14 protein-coding genes and 2 pseudogenes are annotated in these 20,193 nt (G+C 43.5%); 9 read left to right on the top strand and 7 right to left on the bottom strand.

What is annotated here, in order from left to right; translation table 11 throughout:
• Window positions 1–95 precede the first annotated feature (95 nt).
• From ODZ53_RS09475 to ODZ53_RS09460, 4 genes are all read left to right on the top strand, one after another.
• Window positions 96–593 carry an imm68 putative immunity domain-containing protein gene (locus tag ODZ53_RS09475; RefSeq protein WP_372676775.1) on the top strand — a complete coding sequence of 166 codons (498 nt, stop codon included), beginning with the start codon at window positions 96–98 and terminating at the stop codon, window positions 591–593.
• Between the two features lie 135 nt (window positions 594–728).
• Window positions 729–1,247 carry a DUF4303 domain-containing protein gene (locus ODZ53_RS09470; RefSeq protein WP_372676774.1) on the top strand — a complete coding sequence of 173 codons (519 nt, stop codon included), beginning with the start codon at window positions 729–731 and terminating at the stop codon, window positions 1,245–1,247.
• A 28-nt stretch (window positions 1,248–1,275) separates the two neighbouring features.
• A complete protein-coding gene (locus tag ODZ53_RS09465; protein ID WP_372676773.1) occupies window positions 1,276–1,689 on the top strand; it encodes a hypothetical protein in 414 nt (137 codons plus the stop codon).
• A gap of 54 nt (window positions 1,690–1,743) precedes the next feature.
• A complete protein-coding gene (locus tag ODZ53_RS09460; RefSeq protein WP_173606390.1) occupies window positions 1,744–2,166 on the top strand; it encodes a tetratricopeptide repeat protein in 423 nt (140 codons plus the stop codon).
• A 155-nt stretch (window positions 2,167–2,321) separates the two neighbouring features.
• Here ODZ53_RS09460 and budA read toward each other — a convergent pair whose 3' ends face one another.
• The 3 genes and pseudogenes from budA to ODZ53_RS09445 all read right to left on the bottom strand — a co-directional run bounded on the left by budA (window position 2,322) and on the right by ODZ53_RS09445 (window position 5,872).
• Window positions 2,322–3,179, bottom strand: coding sequence for an acetolactate decarboxylase (gene budA, locus ODZ53_RS09455; protein WP_372676772.1), 858 nt, complete (start codon window positions 3,177–3,179; stop codon window positions 2,322–2,324).
• 33 nt (window positions 3,180–3,212) lie between these two features.
• Window positions 3,213–5,237 carry a methyl-accepting chemotaxis protein gene (locus ODZ53_RS09450; protein ID WP_372676771.1) on the bottom strand — a complete coding sequence of 675 codons (2,025 nt, stop codon included), beginning with the start codon at window positions 5,235–5,237 and terminating at the stop codon, window positions 3,213–3,215.
• A gap of 159 nt (window positions 5,238–5,396) precedes the next feature.
• Window positions 5,397–5,872, bottom strand: a pseudogene (locus ODZ53_RS09445) (MmyB family transcriptional regulator).
• 291 nt (window positions 5,873–6,163) lie between these two features.
• On the opposite strand from ODZ53_RS09445, the gene ODZ53_RS09440 reads away from it, so the two are divergent.
• Together ODZ53_RS09440 and ODZ53_RS09435 are read left to right on the top strand one after the other, a co-directional pair.
• A complete protein-coding gene (locus tag ODZ53_RS09440; protein ID WP_372676770.1) occupies window positions 6,164–6,751 on the top strand; it encodes a uracil-DNA glycosylase in 588 nt (195 codons plus the stop codon).
• 173 nt (window positions 6,752–6,924) lie between these two features.
• A pseudogene (locus ODZ53_RS09435) lies at window positions 6,925–7,087 on the top strand (DUF2785 domain-containing protein); the annotation flags it as partial.
• Between the two features lie 203 nt (window positions 7,088–7,290).
• Here the strand turns inward: ODZ53_RS09435 and ODZ53_RS09430 are convergent.
• The 3 genes from ODZ53_RS09430 to ODZ53_RS09420 form a co-directional block, all read right to left on the bottom strand.
• On the bottom strand, window positions 7,291–8,466 hold the full coding sequence (locus ODZ53_RS09430; RefSeq protein WP_372676769.1) for an MFS transporter: 1,176 nt from the start codon (window positions 8,464–8,466) through the stop codon (window positions 7,291–7,293).
• A 78-nt stretch (window positions 8,467–8,544) separates the two neighbouring features.
• The gene (locus ODZ53_RS09425) at window positions 8,545–8,856 is read right to left on the bottom strand and encodes an ArsR/SmtB family transcription factor (RefSeq protein ID WP_372676768.1); all 312 of its coding nucleotides are present in this window, start codon (window positions 8,854–8,856) and stop codon (window positions 8,545–8,547) included.
• 300 nt (window positions 8,857–9,156) lie between these two features.
• Complete coding sequence (locus ODZ53_RS09420) at window positions 9,157–10,203, bottom strand: zinc-binding alcohol dehydrogenase family protein (protein WP_372676767.1); 1,047 nt, start codon at window positions 10,201–10,203, stop codon at window positions 9,157–9,159.
• Between the two features lie 125 nt (window positions 10,204–10,328).
• Between ODZ53_RS09420 and ODZ53_RS09415 the strand changes: the two genes are divergently transcribed.
• The gene (locus ODZ53_RS09415) at window positions 10,329–10,706 is read left to right on the top strand and encodes a winged helix-turn-helix transcriptional regulator (RefSeq protein WP_372676766.1); all 378 of its coding nucleotides are present in this window, start codon (window positions 10,329–10,331) and stop codon (window positions 10,704–10,706) included.
• A 105-nt stretch (window positions 10,707–10,811) separates the two neighbouring features.
• Window positions 10,812–11,942: a response regulator gene (locus ODZ53_RS09410; protein ID WP_372676765.1), complete on the top strand. Its 1,131-nt coding sequence runs from the start codon at window positions 10,812–10,814 to the stop codon at window positions 11,940–11,942.
• Between the two features lie 17 nt (window positions 11,943–11,959).
• Here ODZ53_RS09410 and ODZ53_RS09405 read toward each other — a convergent pair whose 3' ends face one another.
• Window positions 11,960–15,034, bottom strand: coding sequence for a hybrid sensor histidine kinase/response regulator (locus ODZ53_RS09405; RefSeq protein ID WP_372676764.1), 3,075 nt, complete (start codon window positions 15,032–15,034; stop codon window positions 11,960–11,962).
• 223 nt (window positions 15,035–15,257) lie between these two features.
• Here ODZ53_RS09405 and ODZ53_RS09400 point away from each other — a divergent pair, with 223 nt between their 5' ends.
• Window positions 15,258–20,141 (top strand): DUF8202 domain-containing protein, encoded by a 4,884-nt coding sequence (locus ODZ53_RS09400; RefSeq protein ID WP_372676763.1) that lies wholly within the window; start codon window positions 15,258–15,260, stop codon window positions 20,139–20,141.
• Window positions 20,142–20,193 lie beyond the last annotated feature (52 nt).

Raw genomic sequence — 20,193 nt, 5'->3', positions numbered from 1 at the left:
GGTGGTTCGGTGAAAGCGGCAATGATAAGTACGGTTTTGAGTGAAACGATCTTATTTGCATAATTACCATGCTTAAAAGAAAGTGGGAGAAGAACATGTACATAAGCAAATGGTGGGGAGATTTAATTGGCGGTTCCGATGATTCGCTGGCATTAGTCGACTATTTGGAACAATTGGACTCAACGAATGTGACGCTCGATCAGATTTTAAAGGACTTGGGTCTGGATGTCCTGCTTTCCGAGGGAGACTTGAAAAGCGGTGGAAGTATTGGATTTGATATAAAGAATGCTAATGGCACGTTTCGAGCAGAACTTGATATTGCCTGCTCAGCTCTACTCGATCTGTCAGCCATTGTGTTGGAGTCTCAAAAATCAGGCTATGTCGATTTGCGTGATTTGGATGAGGATAGGGAGTCGCGCAAACTTTATATAGATGCCTCTGAAGAAAAAAGGAACCTGCTTCGGGATGAGTTGTACAAGTTTTCCCGTGATCCGCTGGCTTACGAATTAGCCGAGCTTGTTCCAGTGGATGATATGAGAGAGCTTGCGGAAAAGGCAAAAATGATCGCAGATGAGCTGGCACCGTTAAGCTGAATTCATACCACAGGTAACGGAAAATTTTTGGCCTTAACCGCTCATGGGGCTCGGAGAGTTGCCTCGAAGGTGGGGTGGGAGTCTCCTCCAATCCTGTCGTTGCAGGCTCGACTAAAGTAGGACAAAGGAGAGAACATGGATTTTCAAGTGCTGCAATTAAAAATCGAGGCGGCTGCGAGGGCTGCATTCGAGCAAGTAAGAAACAAATATGCAGGACAAAGCTTTTGCGGTTACGCCTTGTATTCCGACTCGGATGCAATCACCGTATGTCCGGCGGTAAACTCGACCGATCACTTGAACAAAATGATTGCCGGAGACCCTGATGATGCGATTTATTATCGCTGGAGTCCAGGGGAATGGGACCATGAATTTGAAGGTGCTGAGTGCTTTAAAGATATATCCAATCAATTGTATAACGAAGTGATGAGTATGCAGTCGGTGGAAAGACACAGGGACTTTAAAGAGAAGGTTTATGAGTGTTGCGTGGCTGCGCTTGTATCACTGAAAAAGGAAGGTTTTTTCTCCGATATGAGCAAATCGGGAGTATTGGTCTTTACTGTATCGGACGACACAAATGCACTGGAATGTGATTGGATTGCCCGATTGAACCGAAATGAACTTGCTCAAGAATTTCGGAATTGGATTGGCGGTTGAGAACATCCAGTACGATTGGGGAGATATTATGTCCGTAATACATGCCTACCTTGCGAAGTCGTCCGATCCTTACTCCCATGAGCGTCTTGCTTCTGAGTTAAGCGACTATTTTGATTTTGAAAGAAAGAACGGACTGGAAATTGGAGTATCAGCAAATCCGTTTACGAGAGAGAAATACTTGATTCTCCGTTGGCCGGGATGGAATTTTACAGCTCATTTTGAAACTGGCCGTAGTGTAGCTGAAGATGTAAATTACATTGCGAGCGTCACCAAGGATTGTCCGCCTGAAATCAAAGACTGTTCCGAACGCATTCGCTTCGTATTCTCACCTGATGAAGGACGGGATTTCACGAATCATATCATTTGGGCGATAGACTATTTGTCGGCAATACCAGACGCAATCATTTTTGATGAAAGTCAAAAAACAATAGTGAGTTGCTGATAAAGAGACGAATACCTACGGGGCTTCAAATCACACAGGATAGGAGAGACGACAATGCAACTTTCAGATTCCACCCATGCCGAAATTACCGTGCTGTGTAAACAAGGCGATGATTTGGTGAGAGCAGGCAATCTTGAGGAGGGCAAGAATAAGTACGTCGCGGCTCTCCGATTACTCCCGGAAAATCATCGAGAATGGGAGGCCGCAACGTGGATATATGTGGCTATTGGGGATGTCCATTTTCAAATGAAGAATTACGATAAGGCATTCAAGTGTTTCTTTAACGCTGTACAGTGTCCGGAGGGGCTGGGGAATCCTTACATTCATCTTCGGTTAGGGCAATTGTATTACGAACAGGACAACCATGAAAAAGCGGCAGACGAGCTGACCCGGGCTTACATGGGTGCAGGGATTGCGATCTTTATGGAAGATGACCCAAAATACCTTGAGTTTTTGGAGACAAAAATAGAGATTTGAAGTTTCAGGATTAGAAAAACACTATTGGTACAGGAAAGAGCACCAATTACCAGGCAGAAGTCCAAGCTGGAGGGGACTCCTAGATATGAAAAAGCTGGCACTTATAATAGGCCAGCTTTTTCATGTCCTCGCTAAATTTCTCGCATGAGGCTGCTTTATTTTCTTTCTGACTCAGCTTGGTGTACTTGACTAGTAGTAACTTGTGTCAGATCAGAGTGGGCAAAATCATCTGTGTGCGGCAATTGTACATCAAACTCATGGATCGGAGAAATTTCCAGATTCGCGTTGTCAAATTGCAGATTTAATACGTGTCCGCCACTTGTTTTATCCTCTGTGATGAAGTGGAGATGGAATCCGGGAACATTCAGGGCTGCTGCATAATTTGGCGTATAGAAGCCAATCAGGGTTCCCTTAACATTTTTAAATTCAAACTCGGATTGTTTTTTTGTTACTTCAGTCAGCTGCGGATAAGGTCTGGTTTGTTTTGGAACTGTTCTAGCTTTTACCATCTTAAAGGTACCGGTCAGCTTTACGGCATAAAAGACGTTCTTGTTTTCAAATTTCTCCTCAAGCATTTTTGTTAATTGATTGTAATCTTGCACATTGGTTAATGTAGTTTTTTCTTTCGGCTCGAAATGTGTAGTAACCGCAAATGGAGTTTTCACACTTTCTGGCAGCTCCGATAATTTTCCGGTGCTGTCGATTTGGTAGAATTTTGTACCCATCTGAATCATCTCTCCATCGAGATCATTGATGGTACCAAGCCCCATATCGCCTCGCAGCTTCAAGTCTTTCAAAGTCAAGTCCCCTTCGAATTGTCCAAGCATGAGTGCATTGATCGTTGAGTATTGAAACAGTACATTTTTTGGTGCCGGATTAGCGGCAACCGCAGATTTGGATTCCTGCTTGGCAGGTGGTGCTGGCACAGTAGTCGCTGTAGTTGCAAAAGCAGTCAAAGACAGCCCGGCAACCAGAGCCAGAGATGTGATAGATGTGATGATATTTTTTCTCATGTTTTTCCCTCCACCTTTATATAAAATTTGTTGCTAACGAAGTTTGTAGTTTTGCACATTATTCCTGATTTGTTGTGCGGTATCCAGAACAATTTTCACTTGTTCCATTAATTCATGCAAAGATTCTTGTTGTCTTTCAATATTGGACAGAGTATCGCTGGAATCTCTGGAGTTGGAATTGGCAATATTCGAAAGATCTTCAACCGATGCGCTCACTTCCTCGGAACCCGCTGCAACCTCTTCCGAAATGCTGCTGAGATTTTGTATTTCATCATTGATTTTAGCCATATCTTCAATGATATCGGAAAGCAGGGTTTCCACTTTGGAGCTTAGGGTCAATCCGTCTTCAACTTCCTGCTGCACCATCGTCAACGATTCCACTGATTTTCTAGTTTCTTTATTGATCTCCAAAATCAGATTGGTAATTTGTGTAGCAGAATCAGCGGATTGTACGGCAAGCTTCTTCACTTCTTCAGCAACAACGGCAAAACCTCTGCCATGTTCTCCCGCACGCGCTGCTTCTATGCTGGCGTTGAGAGACAAGAGATTGGTTTGATTGGCGATTTCATTAATGACAGTAGCAAAATTATCGATTTCCATTGTTTTTTGCATGAGCGTTTCCACGAGATTGGAAGAGTGCAAAACAGCGGAATTGATCGTCCTCATTTGATTCAGTGAATCTGAGACAATCGAAGTTCCTTCTTTTGCTCTCTGATGCGTTTGTTCCGTAATTTCGCCGATTTCTGAAGCTACTTCAGCAAAATTGCTCACAGCAAGCACGCTTTCTTGCATCGTCCGGGATATCTCCGAAATTCCCTGGGCCTGATCCATCGAACCCTTGGTAACCCGGCTGTTCATTTCAGCGATTTTTGAGGAGGCATTGGCAACCTCAGTCACTTCCGAATTTAACACGTCCGTGACTTGATTAAGATTTTGCGCATTTTTCAGCAGGTCTTCGATGAGTTGGCGCAATTGGAGGGCAAGAGAGTTGAAGGCTTGCGCCAAATCTCCCAACTCATCTCTGTTTTTCACAGTAATGTGGGTCTCTGCAAGGTTCCCTGCTGCCAATTGCTTGGATAAACGCGTCATTTGTTTTAACGGGTGTACAAAAATCCGGTTGATCACGTACAAAATGACAAGCGACAATAAAACGGAGCTGATAATCATCCCAACTGTTTGTGTAATAATTGGCTTCTTCAGCTCGTCAAGTTCGCTGTCATAAAGCACCCCGGCGATTTTCCAGCCGGTTATCTTGTTCGTGGTAAAGACGATCCGGGAAGGTTTTCCGTCGATTTGGGCTGACAGTACTCCCGATTGCTGCTCATAAAATGATTTGTAGCTGTCATCTTGGGGCACTTCTCCAGCAGCAATGGTTGGATGGGTAATAACCTTCTGACTCTCATCCAGGATAAACGCGAAACCTTGCGTCCCTACTTTTGCCGCATTAACGGTATCAGTCACATACTTTTTCAACGATAAATTTACTACGGCAACTCCATGGCCATCGTCCGTAGTTTTTGCTACCGATACCACAATATTTTTAGAGGCGGCTGATACATAGGGTTTGGAAATAATCACTTGACCCTTCTGTTCCATCGCTTTTGTGTACCATTCTCGCGTGCGAGCATCATACTCTTTTGATAATGGACTTTGCGGCTCCATCGCAAAGCGTCCATCTTCGGTGGCAAGTCCAATCACTTCGGTATCATCGGTATGCACGGCTTTAAACTGCTTAAGGGTCGATTGCACCTGTTGATTTGACGCCAAATTCGTCTTTTCATCCTTTATCATGTCTTGATAAACGCTTTGAGGCAGTGATCTTGCCAGAACATCTGTGTCTTTCATGATGGGCACAACTACACGATCAATAATCGTGCTGAGGTTTTCGACCTGTTTATTAGCTGAATTGAGTAGTTGAACATCTAATGTTTGAGTAGCTGAACGATACGAGAAGTAGCCAATCAGAATACTTGGGACCAAAACCAAAATGAGAAAAACCGCAAATAATTTTTGACCAATTTTCCACTGAAACCCTTTTTTAATGTCCACTCCAGCCATAATGAATTCTCTCCATCCAGATTTGTTTATTTATCTTTATATTTCAGTGTATCGGTATAAGGGTTTACAAAAATTAGACTTTTTTGTATGAAATTTGAATGAATTGTTACAATGTACCAAATTGGATGTCCTCACCGATCTTTTGGTGAGGCACAGACTTTACGCACCATTCATCAAGAGGTTCAATTTTTTTATTGAATCGTTCTCTTTCAAAGGGCGATAAATGGTTAATTTCAACTCGGGGGCATCGTACACCCGAAATGTCATATGCTCCATCGTCATCGTACCCGCAGTCGGATGATTGATCTGTTTTGTCCCGATGGGAGTACCCTGTATATCGTAACGCGGCCACCATTCTCTGAATTCAGGACTGAGTTCCATCAGTTCGCCGACGAGCTCTTTAAACCAGTCCTCTCCGACGAACGGTGTACTGGTAGAACGAAATTGCCCTAGAAGACGTTGGCGTGGCTTTCCCAATCGCCCATAAGTTTTCGATAGTCGGTTGACGCGAAACATCGCCAGACTGCGTTACGTTCTTTCTTATTCATTTTTTCAAAATCCCCGAACACCAACTGTGCAGCTTTATTCCACATCAATATATCCCACCGCTGATCCGTTGCATAAGCCGGACACATTTCGAAATCGTTCATGAAGTTTTGCATGATCTTTGTAATTCCTGCTTCGAATGAGGATGTTCCATGATTCGGCGGTATGTCCAACCTTCCTCAAGGCCACCTGTGCATCCAGCGAGGAATGGGTTTTTAACGATTTTCTCTGCATGAGCTCGGGAGCTGCCGAAGTACGCTCCTTTCGCATTTTTCGCGGTTATGACCGTTAAGCTGAGTCTTACATAAGGGCAAGTTTTTGTTTTGGGTGGGCATAATAGACTCATTGTGTGTGAAAGGAAGGAGCTGCACCACAAGAGAATGGATCATCCCTATGTAATCTTCCCTGAAGAACAAGCGCCCAATGGTATAGAGCATTGTGGAATTTGCGAACTATCCAAGCAGCGGAATCGTGTCATCTGGGGTGAAGGAAATCCGAAGGCCCCACTTATGTTGATTCTGGATAATCCCGGAGCCCGGGAGGATCGGGAAGGAAATTCGTTTCTATGCGGTACCCGAGAAACACTCCAATTCGGCATGAGAGAGGCTGGGATAGATGTAAACGATGTTTATGTCACCTTTTTGCTAAAATGCCGACCGATGCGTGCCTACAATAAACCCGAGGCTAGAGCGGCGTGTCTCCCTCATCTACAGATGCAGCTCTTTCAGAAGCAGCCGCTTCTATTATTTGGATTTGGTAATGTCGTAGCGGAAGCAATATTCTCAGATAAGGAGAGTGCCAGTGTCAAGGAATTACGAGGTAGCTGGTATGAGTTTCAGGGTACACCCATCGGCTTCACCTATCACCCGCTTGCAGTAAGAAGACGACCTAATCTACTTAGGTTCTTCGTAGAAGATTTGAAAGCTTTGAAGGAGAAGTGGAAGGAGATTCAACACGGTAGGATATAGATTGACGAATTCTTTTGCGAACTTGCCGTTACGGACAGCGCGGTGAGCTTATCACAAGTGACAGCAACAGTTTTAGTAGGACAAGGAGAAAATAATTAATAGAAAATATATAATGACCACGATAGGCAACCATATATTACATTGATTACATACATGCTTTGATTATGTAATATCACAGGAAGCAGCTTTTTCTGGATCAAGCTGATTTCCAGCACCTGAAGCATTCACTGCTCTGCTATTATAAAGAGGAGAAGGATCTGCGCGGTTATTTATCTGTCCGAAGGAGGCTGGGCTCACAGCGCAGCCCATGGTGCGGATGCTTTGGATGGGTTAGTGTAGTGCCCGGAGAGTGATGCAGCGGTGCAACTCGAGCTTCTTGGAGCTACCTTGCTTGCCGCTGAGGCTACTTTAAACAAGTTTACGATAAAGTAAGTACAAATTTTTTTGATCGAAGACGAGCTAACAACATAGTGGCAGTCCTGAACACGGAAACAATGTTCTAGACTGCCACGTTATATTGATCGATCGATTCCGTTCGTTTAACGTACGTTTACTTCCTCTGTGTTCGATTTGGAAATTTTTATTTTTACCATGATCAATAAGAAAGCTAGAAGTGAAAACGTAATGCCGCTCCACATGAGTTGATGTATGCCCAAGTGAGAAATAAACCAACCGCCGATAAAAGTCCCTACAGTAATTCCAAGATTGGAAAATGAGACAAACAAGCTGTTGCCGAATTCGGGAGCTTCTTTTGCCTCAATCGTTAACCATGCTTGACTGACAATAAGCCCTCCGGAATGCACTGTCCCCCAAAGGAATACGATAACAGCCATTGGAAAGAAAGAAGAACCTAAATAATAAGTGAATAAGTAAATAACCGTATAGAGCAGAGGATACAAGATAACGGTCTTTGTAATGCTTTTATGCAAAAAGCCCCCAAATAAAAAATTTCCGAAAATCATGATGATTCCAAAGGCCATCAACATGATACTAATCCATGACCCGTTCATATGTGTTACTTGTCCTAAATATTCAGCAAAGTAGCTGTACACAGAAAACATAGCTGCAAAGATAAAAATAACGGTCGCGATCGTTAACCACAATTGAGGTTTGCGTAATATACCAAGCTGCTGGTCGTATGACATTTTTTCTGTAACAGGCATGGAAGGAAGCCAAGCTAGTATTCCTATAAAGGCAATCATGCTTACAACAGCTCCAAATAGGAAAGCAGCTTCTAACGATATCTTGTCCGCGAGATAAGAAGTCAAAGGCACGCCAAAAGCAAATCCGACCGTTATTCCGGCGAAAACCTTTGTGACCGCTTTGCTGCTTTTTTCCGGAGGGACAAGTTTGGCTGCGGTCACAAGGGCTATCGAGAAAAAGACGGGATGAAAAATAGCAGGGAGAATACGGAAAACTAGCATCACATCGAACCTGGTTGTGAAGGCATAAACAATATTTGAAATCGCAAAAATAAGCACAGCGGTTAATAAAATGACTTTACGATTAATACCAGAAACGAGTAATGTCAGGAATGGACCTGAAATGGCAACAACTAACGCAAAGATGCTTACAAGCCATCCGGCCTGCGCAGTCGAAACATTGAATTTTTGAGTGACCTGGGGTAAAACACCTATAATTCCCATTTCCGTTGTAATAATGCCGAATACGCCTAAAGCCAAAATCATAATAAGCAAAGGGTTAACCTGTTTCATGTTAAATGTAAGCCTCCGATTATATTCATATATACAGAATTATAGATATAAACAAACAAAAAAAGAGCTCCTTTCCGTTTATAGTTTCGTTTTGACGTACTCGGAAAATTCCTGTATTATCTTTTCGTTCCGACGATAGTACGTCCACTTCCCAATTCGCTCAGATTCTAGCAAACCAGCTTTTTGCATAGTCAACAAATAACTCGAGATAACAGATTGTGCAAGTCCCGATTTTGCCTGAATATCTCCCACGCATACACCAATCCGAAAATTGAGGCCTTGTTGTAAATAGAGCTTTTCATCAAAGTATTCCTCTGGATTCTTTAACCATTGCATAATTTGACTACGAGTCTCGTTAGACAAAGCTTTATAAATCAATGAAGGTTCCATATAGATTATTATATCTATTTTTATAGATCTGTAAATATGAAAAGGCTGTTTTTCCGACGATGCTTGCTCAGAGGGTTGGAGTCTGTCAGGTTCTCCTAATAAATTCGCCGATAGACCCGTTAAGCTGAGCCGTCTCACAACTAAAAGTAGGTTTTTACAGAATCCGGGGAGGATTTGTCTCGTCAGCACATACTGTTGTACGCAAAAAGGCCCCATAGTAGCACGGGGCCTTTGAGTTGTCTATTCACATCATCGCTTTTTCGAACCAAACATACCTACTTCGACTTCGTCTTCATACTATCAGAAGTTCTCTAAAACGATTTTTCCAATGGTCCGTCCAGATTCCAACTTCTCATGCGCGAGACGTAGGTTTGCTGCATGGATAGGCTCCAGTCGTTCAGTCAGCGTAGTTTTTATTTTTCCATCATCGATTAAGTCCGCCAGTTCATTCAACAATTGGTGTTGTTTGATCATGTCATCGGTATGAAACAAGGACCGTGTGAACATGAACTCCCATACAAACGTTACACTTTTAGAAAACAGCAAGTCCATTTTCAAGCTCCCTGCCCAGGTAGTTTTATTTGCAGGAACGATAGCGCAAATTTTACCTTGGGGGACAATGACTTCTGCCATATTCTCAAGATGTTGAACCGTATCATTCAAGCAAAGGATATAATCGACGGCGTCAATACCAACTTCTTTGAGTTGAGGAAGAAAAGGGTTGTTGTGGTTTATGATAAAATCCGCACCGAGACCTTTAGCCCATTGAATTGACTCTGGACGTGAAGCAGTACCGATGACCGTCAAACCTGCTAATTTTGCAAGTTGAATAGCAATCGAGCCAACTCCTCCGGCGGCACCGATAATCAGTATGCTTTTGTTTTCACCTGTATTATTTAGGCTAATTCCTAAGCGATCAAAAAGGCCCTCCCATGCAGTTATCGAGGTAAGTGGTAATGCGGCGGCGGCAGCGAAATCCAAACTTCGCGGCATATTTCCCACAATTCGTTCATCAACTAAGTGAAATTCGCTGTTACTGCCAGGTCGGGACACGCTGCCCGCATAATAGATCTTGTCCCCAGGTTGAAACAATTGGCAGTCAGGACCAACTTGTTCTACGATTCCAGCAGCATCCCAACCAAGAATTTTCGGTGAATCGGCTTCGTAGTTATGACTTTCCCGGACGCCTACGTCTGCAGGGTTGACGGAGATTGCTTTTACACGTACAAGCAAATCACGGCCTGTAGGTTCCGGTTTATCCACGTGCAGATCAATAAGGCTTTCCGGATTAGATATAGGGAGGTATCGGTAAGCAACGACAGCTTTCATCTTTTGGTGAGTATTCATGGGGATCCATCCTCTCAAATAGGAAATGTTGTACAGTTGCATTGTAAATCGATTCAATTACTTTAAGTAAGTACGCATATTTTTATGGTATAGTATTAAAAATCAAACCATTGGGGGATAAGCTGATGGGAGACCGAAGAAAGAAATATGGAGAAAGTCCGGATATGCAAGCATGTCCGGTTGAAACAACGCTGGATGTCATTGGTGGAAAGTGGAAGGGGATCATTCTCTATCAGCTCCTGAACGGAACGAAAAGATTCAATGAATTCAGGCGAATCAATCCGGGAATCACGCAATTTATGCTCACCTTGCAGTTAAGAGAGCTTGAACAGGATGGCATCATTCATCGCGAAATATATAAAGAGGTTCCTCCAAGAGTGGAATACTCCCTTACTGATTTCGGAAGGACTCTCGAACCGATCATTATGTCAATGAAAGTATGGGGCGAGTCTTATAAAGCGCGACTTAATGAAAATCCAACGATACAAGGGGAGCAGAGTTAAAAGTAAGTTGAGTAGTAAACTAAGTAGTGGAGCGGGAATGTTTGAGCAAATGTTCAGGGAGGGAATAGTTTAGAGAATAGATAGAATATTAAAGTGGGGAACAGTATGAAAGCGATCTTAATCGACGATGAAGAGTTGGCATTAAATTATTTGGAGCATCAGTTATTAAATATCGGCGATTTTGAAATTGTTGGCAAGTTTACGGATCCAATGATCGGCAAACGAGAGATTGAAAAAAATGAAATTGATATAGTCTTTTTGGATATTCAAACACCAAAGCTAAACGGTATCGAGTTGGCCGAACAGCTTTTGGAAGTGAAACCTCAATTACAAATTGTCTTCGTCACGGCATATGAGAGATATGCGATTAAAGCATTTGAACTGAACGCCCTTGACTATGTATTAAAGCCGGTTGGTAAGCAACGTCTGCAAAATACCATGAAACGAATTCAATCGATGATGGAGGAACATAAGACCTTCTCCCCTCAGAAATCGGAGAATTTACAAATGAGTCTGTTTCAACAAGTAACGTTTGTAGATGGAGGCCAGGAAATCCCACTTCGTTGGCGAACTGCCAAGGTGCAGCAGTTGTTCTTGTATTTGGTTCAACACAGGGGAACTACGGTTAATAAAACGGCGATCATTGAGTTGCTTTGGCCAGAGCTTGAACCGGAAAAAGCCCATCATCAATTGTATACGGCTATCTATCATATTCGCAAAACGTTGGCGCCATTTAGTGAATATTTGCAAATCAGCAATACATCAGAAGGGTATAAGGTAAAACTAGAACAAACCATCTTAGATGTGGATCAGTTTGAGCGTTTTTTCCGCTCTGACTTATCCTTATCTGCGGAGACGATTGACGAGTATGAACAAGCCATAGCTCTGTGTAAAGGAGATTATCTGCAAGAGCATAATTACATATGGGCAGAAAGCGAGCGTCAAAGATTACAACTGCAATGGGTGCAAACCGCCGTGAAAATGGTGGATTGGTATTACGCCAATGATGAATGGGACAAAGCCATCACGCTATGTTTGGACATTTGTCAGCGTTATCCGCTCGAGGAAGAAGCCTATTTTTTCCTTATGAAAATATTTGCTGACATGGGTAGGCACTCTGCGGTTCATAAGCAATACGATCATTTAACGAGTGTGTTATGGAATGAATTGCAAGAACAGCCTAATCCGGCAATTACAGAATGGTATCAACTTTGGAAGCAGAAAAATAAGGAATAAACCAAGTGGCTTATTCCTTATTTGGGGATTCCGAAAGTGACGATCGTACCTTGTTCAGGTGAGCTATCAATCGTTAATCCCTGGTTATATAGTTGTCTTAGTCGCCGTTCAATATTTCGCAGTCCTACGCTTGCTCTTTTTTTGCCATGCCTTGTTTGGCTGAATAGTTGATTCAGATCTTCCTCTGCTATGCCTTCCCCATCGTCTTGGATTGAGACTTCGAAATACTCCTCTTTGTCTTTGATGTGAATCCAGACTGTTCCCCCACTTGTGCGTTGCATTAAGCCGTGTTTGATGGCATTTTCGACTAGCGGTTGTATGGATAAGGGTGGTAAACAAAAATCGAGATCAGGGTCCAGATCCCATTCCACTTGCAATCGATCGCCAAATCGTTGCTTCTCGATATACAAATAAGATCGAACAAGATCAAGTTCATCGTGAAGCGAAATAACGGGTTCAGAATTATGAAAGTCAAAGCTTAAACGCAAATAGTTGCTAAACTCCTCAAGCAGTGTCTGCATTTTCGTGAAGTCCTGGAGTCCCAAGGCGGCAATTGAATTTAATGCGTTAAATAAAAAATGAGGTTCAATTTGTGATTGTAACCATGCTCCTTCCATACGCAAACGTTCATCGAAGGATATTTTAAACTCTGTTAAGGCTTTTACCCTTGCTTTTAATTCCCAGGCATCGACAGGTTTCTTAACATAGTCGTTCGCCCCTGCTTGAAAGCCGGCTATAATATCCTCGGAACGACTGCGCGCGGTCAAGAGCAGGACAGGCAGTTCTAAAACAGAGAATCGTTCCCGAATGATGCGTGTAAGTTCATAGCCGGATACGTGAGGCATCATGACGTCTGAGATGACCAGATCGACCGGGTTACGTTCCAGAATGGACAGGGCTTGCTGAGCGCTGGTTGCCGTGCTTACTTCGTATTGATCTGATTCAAGCATTTTGCTAAGGATGTTCAGGTTAATACTGTCGTCATCTACAACGATAATTCTTGCTCTTCTATTCATAGAAGAAACGGTTTCTGTCGATGTAGTGATTCGATCAGTCGTTGCAGCGGCCATTTCTAGTGAAGTCTGCATCCATGTCTGAGCGCTACTTTCTTCTATTAGAACGGAATCTGAAGCAAGTGGGAGTGTAAAAGTAAAGGCAGAGCCTTTTCCCAGGGTGGACTGAACCGATAGAGTACCGCCGTGCAGCTCAACTAACTGTTTGGAAATGTGTAAGCCAAGCCCGAATCCGCCACTAGCTCTGATTGCATTCAGTTCCGCTTGTTCATAAGGTTGAAAAATAGTTTGTAGAGCCTTTTCCTCGATACCGACCCCAGTATCCTCTACTTGGATCTGCGCAAATCCGTTAGACGTTGTCGCGCGAATCGTGATAGTTCCCTCATCTGTAAATTTAATGGCATTATGCACCAAATTAAAAAGAATTTGAATCAGCCGGTTTTCATCTCCCCGAACAGCAGGAAACGAATCGTCTATTTCCACTTTTAAAGCAATCGGTTTTCCGTCCAGCATTAGTTTCGCCATATCGAAAACACCAGCGAAGATAGACTGCAGGTTTAATTTTTTCTTATGCAGGCGAATGCTGTTCTCCTTTAATCGGGTTACATCCAGCAAATCATCTAGCATGAGTGTCAGACGTCTGCTGACATGCAGGAGAATATCCAGACGCTTTTTGTGTTTTTCATGAAGGGGATTGTTTGTATCCTCGATAATCGCTTGTGTGATATTGATGATGCCATGTAATGGGTTTCTCAGTTCATGAGAAGTATTCACCAAAAATTCATCCTTGCGCTTATCCTCTTGCTGTAATTTCTCAGCAAGATGTTTCGTCTCAGTCGTTGCCCGGAAAAATCGTCTAAACCAATATGCCGCAAAAGCAAGTACGGCAAAGATCAGGTTGAAGGGGTAGTGAATAAATTCCAATCCTAATATGCCATAAGCGATCGTCCAGATCACATTCACCCCTACAAACAAGCAAGCTAGCAGGAGAAAGATAATGTCTTCCTTGTCCCGAATGGCTTTCCAGAGTATGTAGGCAGAAATAATGACGGATAGGAGCATCACGATAGAGAGTATTCTGATCATAGCTAAGATAGTTCCAACGGGTACGAAGAGGATGAACATGGCGTATAGGCTGCACAAGCAACCGAAACCTTGTAAAATCCTTCTGTTCAGATAAGCAGGAAGTAGATGATGAAACAAGGCAGGTATGAAGGCGACCGCACCAACATAGACGAGATACGTCAACTTAACTGTCCAATCATAATCGAGTTGCAACCAGACAAATAATAACTTGTCGTCGGCTGTTACCACAGTCAATATTCCACAAATCATGACCAAAGAGAAATATACCAACCCTTTATTTCTGGCACCCAAGAAGTACAGGAGCAAGGCATATAAACTATGGATCAGAAACACGACGAGTAATAATAGTTGCAAACTGATGGAGAGGGTCGTCCGCATCTGTACAGCTTCTATCGTACCGAAGCGAATTGGTTTCGTGATTCCTCCTGCCCCGGCATCATTGGAAACATGGATAAGCAACTCTACTTGGCCTTGTTGTGGCGTCAGTTTGACAGTATAGGGAATATTGCGTGCTTGATGCTCTAATAAGCTGGTTGCCGGTTGTCCCACCTGGGCGACTAATTTCCCATTGGCATAGACGGTCGAGGCAGTTCGAAGCTCATTGATCCTGAGCCCAAGTGTCTGTTCCTGTTCCGGATCAAGCAAGATGCGTAGTCGATACGTGCCGAAGTGGAAAGAGTCCGATACACCCTGCTCATGAACAAATGCCTCATCCCACTTATTGGGTACTTGAATGTATGTCTGTCCCTCAGGTTTCTTTAGGCCGTTTCCCTCTATGAACTGAGAAGGGAAGAACTCCCACTCCCCATCCAACCGTAATGTTTGGTATTCCGAAAACTCCCACCCGCGTAAATCAAGCACACCTTGTACAGCCACTGGTTTTTCAGCGTAGTCAAAGGTGGTAAGAAAACTCATCCAGAGTAAGCGAACGGCTGTTACTACTAGTAGAGCAACAACGATCATTTTCGTCCATTTCCAGGCGACTGTTTTCATTTCGTACCCTCAATTCGTAATAGTAGCAACCTCTTAAGCTCTTACTTTTCGACAAGATTTTCAGGACACCTCTTAAAATGAATATATCGGGTGTTTATGGATTCATGGTGGATAAGGGGCTTTGTAGAGGTTTTGTAGAGGTGACCCTGCTAAGATGGCAAATTAGGAGAAGTCTATTCATACACAAAATATCCAGAGGCTGAGAGGAGAGGGAGAAAGGGCAATGAGAACAATCGCGAAGCTGCGAAATTGGTGGAAACGTCCACTAGCGTTCATGCTTTTGTTGGCGCTAGTAACAAGTAGTTTCTCCATGGCAGGAGTGCCTGAGAGAGTGCAGGCGGCTGAATCTATCAAGTGGTTGACGTACAAGTTTGACATTAATGATTTTTCAAATCCATCTTTGCAAGAACTATTTCAGTTAAATGGAAATTCGACAATCCTTGATGGAAGATTGGTTGTGACCCCGAAGCAAGCAAGTCAAACCGGGAGCGTTTTTAACAAACAATCTTTCCAACCGCATGAAGAGTTTTCATTTAGCACAGGATTTTCATTTCGGATTGACGGTAATCAACCGAATACCGCTGATGGAATGACCTTTGCCATTGTGGGGGACCCTACAAAGTTGGGCGGCTTTGGTGGCAATCTGGGGCTAGCAGGAGTTAGTCCAAGTCTAGGCATAAAATTTGACACCTATCTGAACAATTATAATCAACAAAAATTTCTCGATCCATCAAACAACTATATTGGAATTGCCTATAATGGAAATTTGGTAAATGACAATCCGGCGTGGTACAAGAATCTCAACGATATTAAGGATGAATCCGGTAACCCCAAGTTTGTTTTGGCGAATGGGAACACGTATTATGCCTGGATTGATTACGATGGTGCATCCAGTAACGTAAAGGTGTACTTGAACGATTCGGGGAGCAAACCAAGCGAACCCTTGATTGATGCGAATGGAATCAATCTAAAGGGGATTTTTGGTGACACAAAGGGAATTTATGCTGGTTTCACTGGTTCCACTTCAAGCTGGTACGAATCGCATGAAATTTTGAGCTGGTATTTCGTCAACGACTTTGCACCGATTGGAGACAACTTCGGTACCCCAGAGGGTTCGAGTGATTATCGACAAGCCCCATCATCCATTGACATGACAGTGGAGAAATCGGACAAGCCAGGGAAACACAAAGTAGTTGTTACCGCGTACAACCCTGACAGGTCTGCAGCCACTGATGTTTCGATTAGATTGGCAAACAGTAAAGAAGGAACATGGACGGATGTGGACGGCAACCCAATCACAGACTGGTCAATGGTAAGAACAGACGGCGAAGGAAAAGTGACAGTTTACTTTGCTCCCGATAACGTTTTAGATACAACTGACGTAAGAGCAGTCGCCGTTGGTGGCGCGATTGCAACGGGAACGATCTCCGCTGTGGAACCTACGCCAGGACCTACGTCAGCGCCAGGTGGGGTGAGTGAAGGCCTAATCTCTTGGGTTGATGTAGAACGCAGTGCTGTGCTTTCGGGAAACCAAATCAATCAATTAACAGACTTGGCAGATCGCGGAGCATGGATACCTAGCGGTGCTAGTACCAATGACAATGTGCCTAATGCTCTGAATTTCAATAGCGGAATCCAAATTGACGCAACTAAAGGATATTATACTCGCTCTTCCATTGATTTTAATAATAATGCTACTACGGCTCGGGAAATATTCTCCGTCCAGGCAAGTGACAAATATAGCGGATTTCCATGGGAGTTTGGAGGAAAACATACCGCTGCAGTTGTTTATGGAGCTAATAATGGAAAATCCATAAGTTCATATTTGGGTAGAGACGAAGGTAGCTTAAGCGCAGACGTCGGTGATTACCAATTAAAAAATGGAGCGATGTTAAACATCTGGAGTGCACCAAATGATTGGGCACTTTCGCTAAATGGGAAAGTACTACAGACGACAAATAGTAATACTCCCAACTTTGCATCTCCGATAACAAGCGGAAGTAAACCTTATTATTTTGGTGCAGGTCATAACAGTCGCTTTTACGGGAAGATGTCTGAAACGATCCTTTATAACCGTAAATTGACTGATGAAGACCGAAACAAAGTCAACAGTTACCTTGCTTTAAAATACGGATTGACATTGAAAGATGAAAATAATGCTCCGATTGATTATGTTGCTAGCAATGGCTCAACGATGTGGAAAGCTAGCAACAACACTGGCTACGGCAACCGCATCACAGGGATCGGTCGTGATGAAGTAGGTGCTTTGTATCAAAAGCAATCGAAATCTCAGGTTGACGGTGCCAATGTCACGCTTGCAATAGGCAATGCGATTCAAGAGACGAATGCTCTGAATACCAAGACGATTGCAGAAGATAAATCATTCTTTGTTTTTAGCGATAATGGTGGAGACGTTACATTCGTGACGCCAATAACAAAAGGTACAGAAAGTCTAAAACGTATTGGACGCACCTATAAAGTAGAGAAAACGAATTGGCAAGATACAGACATTACGCTGCAAGCAGACAAAGTAAAAGGCGCTTCTGAGTGGCCTTTGTATCTGGTTGTTAGTGGAGATGAGCAATTCGATCAGAACGATGCATTCCATCTACTAACAGATGGCAAAGTAACACTGAATAGTGCTGAATTTGCTACTGGCAATTATTTTACGATTGCCACAACTGTACCCGTACCAACAGCTGCTACAATTGAGCAAACAGTAGCGGATGGCAATAAAATAACGTTGACGTTTGATCGAGGAGTAGAGTTAACCGATTTAACTGGATTTACAATTACAGTTGATGGTACAGCTGTAGAAAACGGCGGTCTCACTTTCAAAGTTGACGAAAACGATGCTACAAAGCTAGTGATCACCTTGCCAGCAGGTACGAATGTCTCCAATAAAGCAGTAAACATTTCCTATGATGGCTTGGGGAACTTAAAAGGTACAAACGGCGCTCCAGTAGATCCATTTAACAAAAATGTTGAGAATCCTGGGGCGACAGTTACGATTACTGAACCAAGTGCCGATCGAGTCACTGTAACGAAACCGGAGTTCAAAGGAACGTCAACAGCGGGATCTAAGGTGACTGTTGAGATTAAAGACAAAGATGGGAATGTAGTAGATACTCCAACAGTAACAGCTGATGCAGAAGGCAAATGGACGTTTACACCAACCCAAGATTTAAAAGATGGTGAATACACCGTTGAGGTAACAGCGACGACAGTGGACGGCAAGTCAGCTAAAGCGACAAAGTCTATTACCGTCGATACAACACCAACCCAACCTGTCGTTGATAAATCGAAGCTGCAAGCCAAAGCGGGCGAAATCAAGGCTGAGGACTTGAAGGAAGAAGAGTACACAAGCGCGAGTTGGGCAGAACTGAAACAGGCGTTGGATAAAGCGAATATAGTGCTGGCTGATCCAAATGCAACCCAACAAGAAGTAGACGAAGCACTGGCGGCACTGACAAAGGCGAGAGACGGTTTGAAAAAGCCAGACGAGCCTACGCCTACTGTCGACAAAACGAAGCTGCAAGCCAAAGCAGATGGAATCAAGGCTGAGGACTTGAAGGAAGAAGAGTACACAAGCGCGAGTTGGGCAGAACTGAAACAGGCATTGGAAAAAGCAAATGCAGTGCTGGCTGATCCAAATGCAACCCAACAAGAAGTAGACGAAGCACTGGCGGCACTGACAAAGGCGAGAGACGGTTTGAAAAAGCCAGACGAGCCTACGCCTACTGTCGACAAAACGAAGCTGCAAGCCAAAGCAGATGAAATCAAGGCTGAGAACTTGAAGGAAGAAGAGTACACAAGCGCGAGTTGGGCAGAACTGAAACAGGCATTGCAAAAAGCGAACGAGGTTCTGGCTGATCCAAATGCAACCCAACAAGAAGTAGACGAAGCGCTCTCGGCATTGAAAAAGGCCAGAGACGGTTTGAAAAAACCAAGCGTGCCTACGCCTACACCAACACCTTCAGTCGACAAATCGAAGCTACAAGCCAAAGCGGATAGAATCCAATCCGAAGATCTTGTGGGTGAAGACTACACAAGCGAGAGCTGGGAAGAACTGCAAAAAGCATTAGAAAAAGCGAATGCGGTTCTGGCTGATCGAAATGCAACCCAAGAAGAAGTAGACAAAGCACTCTCGGCATTGACAAAGGCCAGAGACGGTTTGAAAAAACCAGATGAGCCTACACCTACAGTCGACAAATCAAAGCTGCAAGCAAAAGTAGATGAAATCGACGATGAAGATTTGGATGAAGATGACTATACATCTTCAAGTTGGAGAAAGCTCGAAAAAGCATTGAAGCGAGCAAAAGACGTACTAGAAGATCCTGACGCAACCCAAGAAGAGGTAGACGAAGCACTGGCTGAGCTTAAAAAAGCAAGAAGAGATTTAGAATCTGTCGATAAACGAGACAGAGACCGGGATAAAGAACGGAAAAAAGATCGGAAAAACACTCATCAAGTTCAAAATCCGTTCTTTACTGGAGGCGGCTCCAGTAATGTAGAATCGAAGCCAAGTGAGCCAGCAAAAGAGAAAAATGACCAAACAGGCTACATGAACGGCTATCCAACCGGAAACTTCGATCCAAATCGCCAAGTGACTCGTGCAGAAATGGCCATGATTCTTGTAAACACAGGAATGGTCAAGACTACATCCGCAAGCGGAATGTTTATGGACGTAGCCGACCAGCATTGGGCAGCAGATGCGATTAGAAGGGCAAATGAAGCAGGTCTGATGAACGGTTATGCGAATGGCACGTTCAATCCGGGAGGCGGAATCACGCGCGCGGAAATGGCGACCATTGTATACAAGTATTTGGGATTAAATGGAGACGGTATGCCGAACAACTTCTACGATGTACCAGCAGATCACTGGGCAACTCAGATTATTGCGGCAGTAAGTAAAGATGGCTACTTGGCTGGCTATCCAGATGGTACATTCCATCCCCAAAAGACATTGACTCGAGCAGAAACAGTCACTATTATCAATCGTTTGCTGAACCATGAACAGTTAAGTCTGGTAACTGGACAAAGCTGGCCGGATGTACCTCCAACCCATTGGGCGTACAAAGATATTGAAGCAGCAACCAAAAAGTAAAGGGAACTCTCTTTCCTAATTCAAAAAGACCGGAGTGCATATTTTATATGCT

Origin of the sequence: Brevibacillus sp. BD137, from assembly GCF_041644655.1 — a bacterium.
GTDB classification, from domain to species: domain Bacteria; phylum Bacillota; class Bacilli; order Brevibacillales; family Brevibacillaceae; genus Brevibacillus; species Brevibacillus brevis_D.
Note: the sequence above shows the minus strand (reverse complement) of the source record. Positions and strands in the feature narration are given on the sequence as shown.

Bases quoted from the DNA above. Each gene is read 5' to 3' on its own strand.
- ODZ53_RS09475 (WP_372676775.1), top strand. From the start codon at position 96: ATGTACATAAGCAAATGGTGGGGAGATTTAATTGGCGGTTCCGATGAT.
- ODZ53_RS09470 (WP_372676774.1), top strand. From the start codon at position 729: ATGGATTTTCAAGTGCTGCAATTAAAAATCGAGGCGGCTGCGAGGGCT.
- ODZ53_RS09465 (WP_372676773.1), top strand. From the start codon at position 1,276: ATGTCCGTAATACATGCCTACCTTGCGAAGTCGTCCGATCCTTACTCC.
- ODZ53_RS09460 (WP_173606390.1), top strand. From the start codon at position 1,744: ATGCAACTTTCAGATTCCACCCATGCCGAAATTACCGTGCTGTGTAAA.
- budA (WP_372676772.1), bottom strand. From the start codon at position 3,179: ATGAGAAAAAATATCATCACATCTATCACATCTCTGGCTCTGGTTGCC.
- ODZ53_RS09450 (WP_372676771.1), bottom strand. From the start codon at position 5,237: ATGGCTGGAGTGGACATTAAAAAAGGGTTTCAGTGGAAAATTGGTCAA.
- ODZ53_RS09440 (WP_372676770.1), top strand. From the start codon at position 6,164: ATGGATCATCCCTATGTAATCTTCCCTGAAGAACAAGCGCCCAATGGT.
- ODZ53_RS09430 (WP_372676769.1), bottom strand. From the start codon at position 8,466: ATGAAACAGGTTAACCCTTTGCTTATTATGATTTTGGCTTTAGGCGTA.
- ODZ53_RS09425 (WP_372676768.1), bottom strand. From the start codon at position 8,856: ATGGAACCTTCATTGATTTATAAAGCTTTGTCTAACGAGACTCGTAGT.
- ODZ53_RS09420 (WP_372676767.1), bottom strand. From the start codon at position 10,203: ATGAATACTCACCAAAAGATGAAAGCTGTCGTTGCTTACCGATACCTC.
- ODZ53_RS09415 (WP_372676766.1), top strand. From the start codon at position 10,329: ATGGGAGACCGAAGAAAGAAATATGGAGAAAGTCCGGATATGCAAGCA.
- ODZ53_RS09410 (WP_372676765.1), top strand. From the start codon at position 10,812: ATGAAAGCGATCTTAATCGACGATGAAGAGTTGGCATTAAATTATTTG.
- ODZ53_RS09405 (WP_372676764.1), bottom strand. From the start codon at position 15,034: ATGAAAACAGTCGCCTGGAAATGGACGAAAATGATCGTTGTTGCTCTA.
- ODZ53_RS09400 (WP_372676763.1), top strand. From the start codon at position 15,258: ATGAGAACAATCGCGAAGCTGCGAAATTGGTGGAAACGTCCACTAGCG.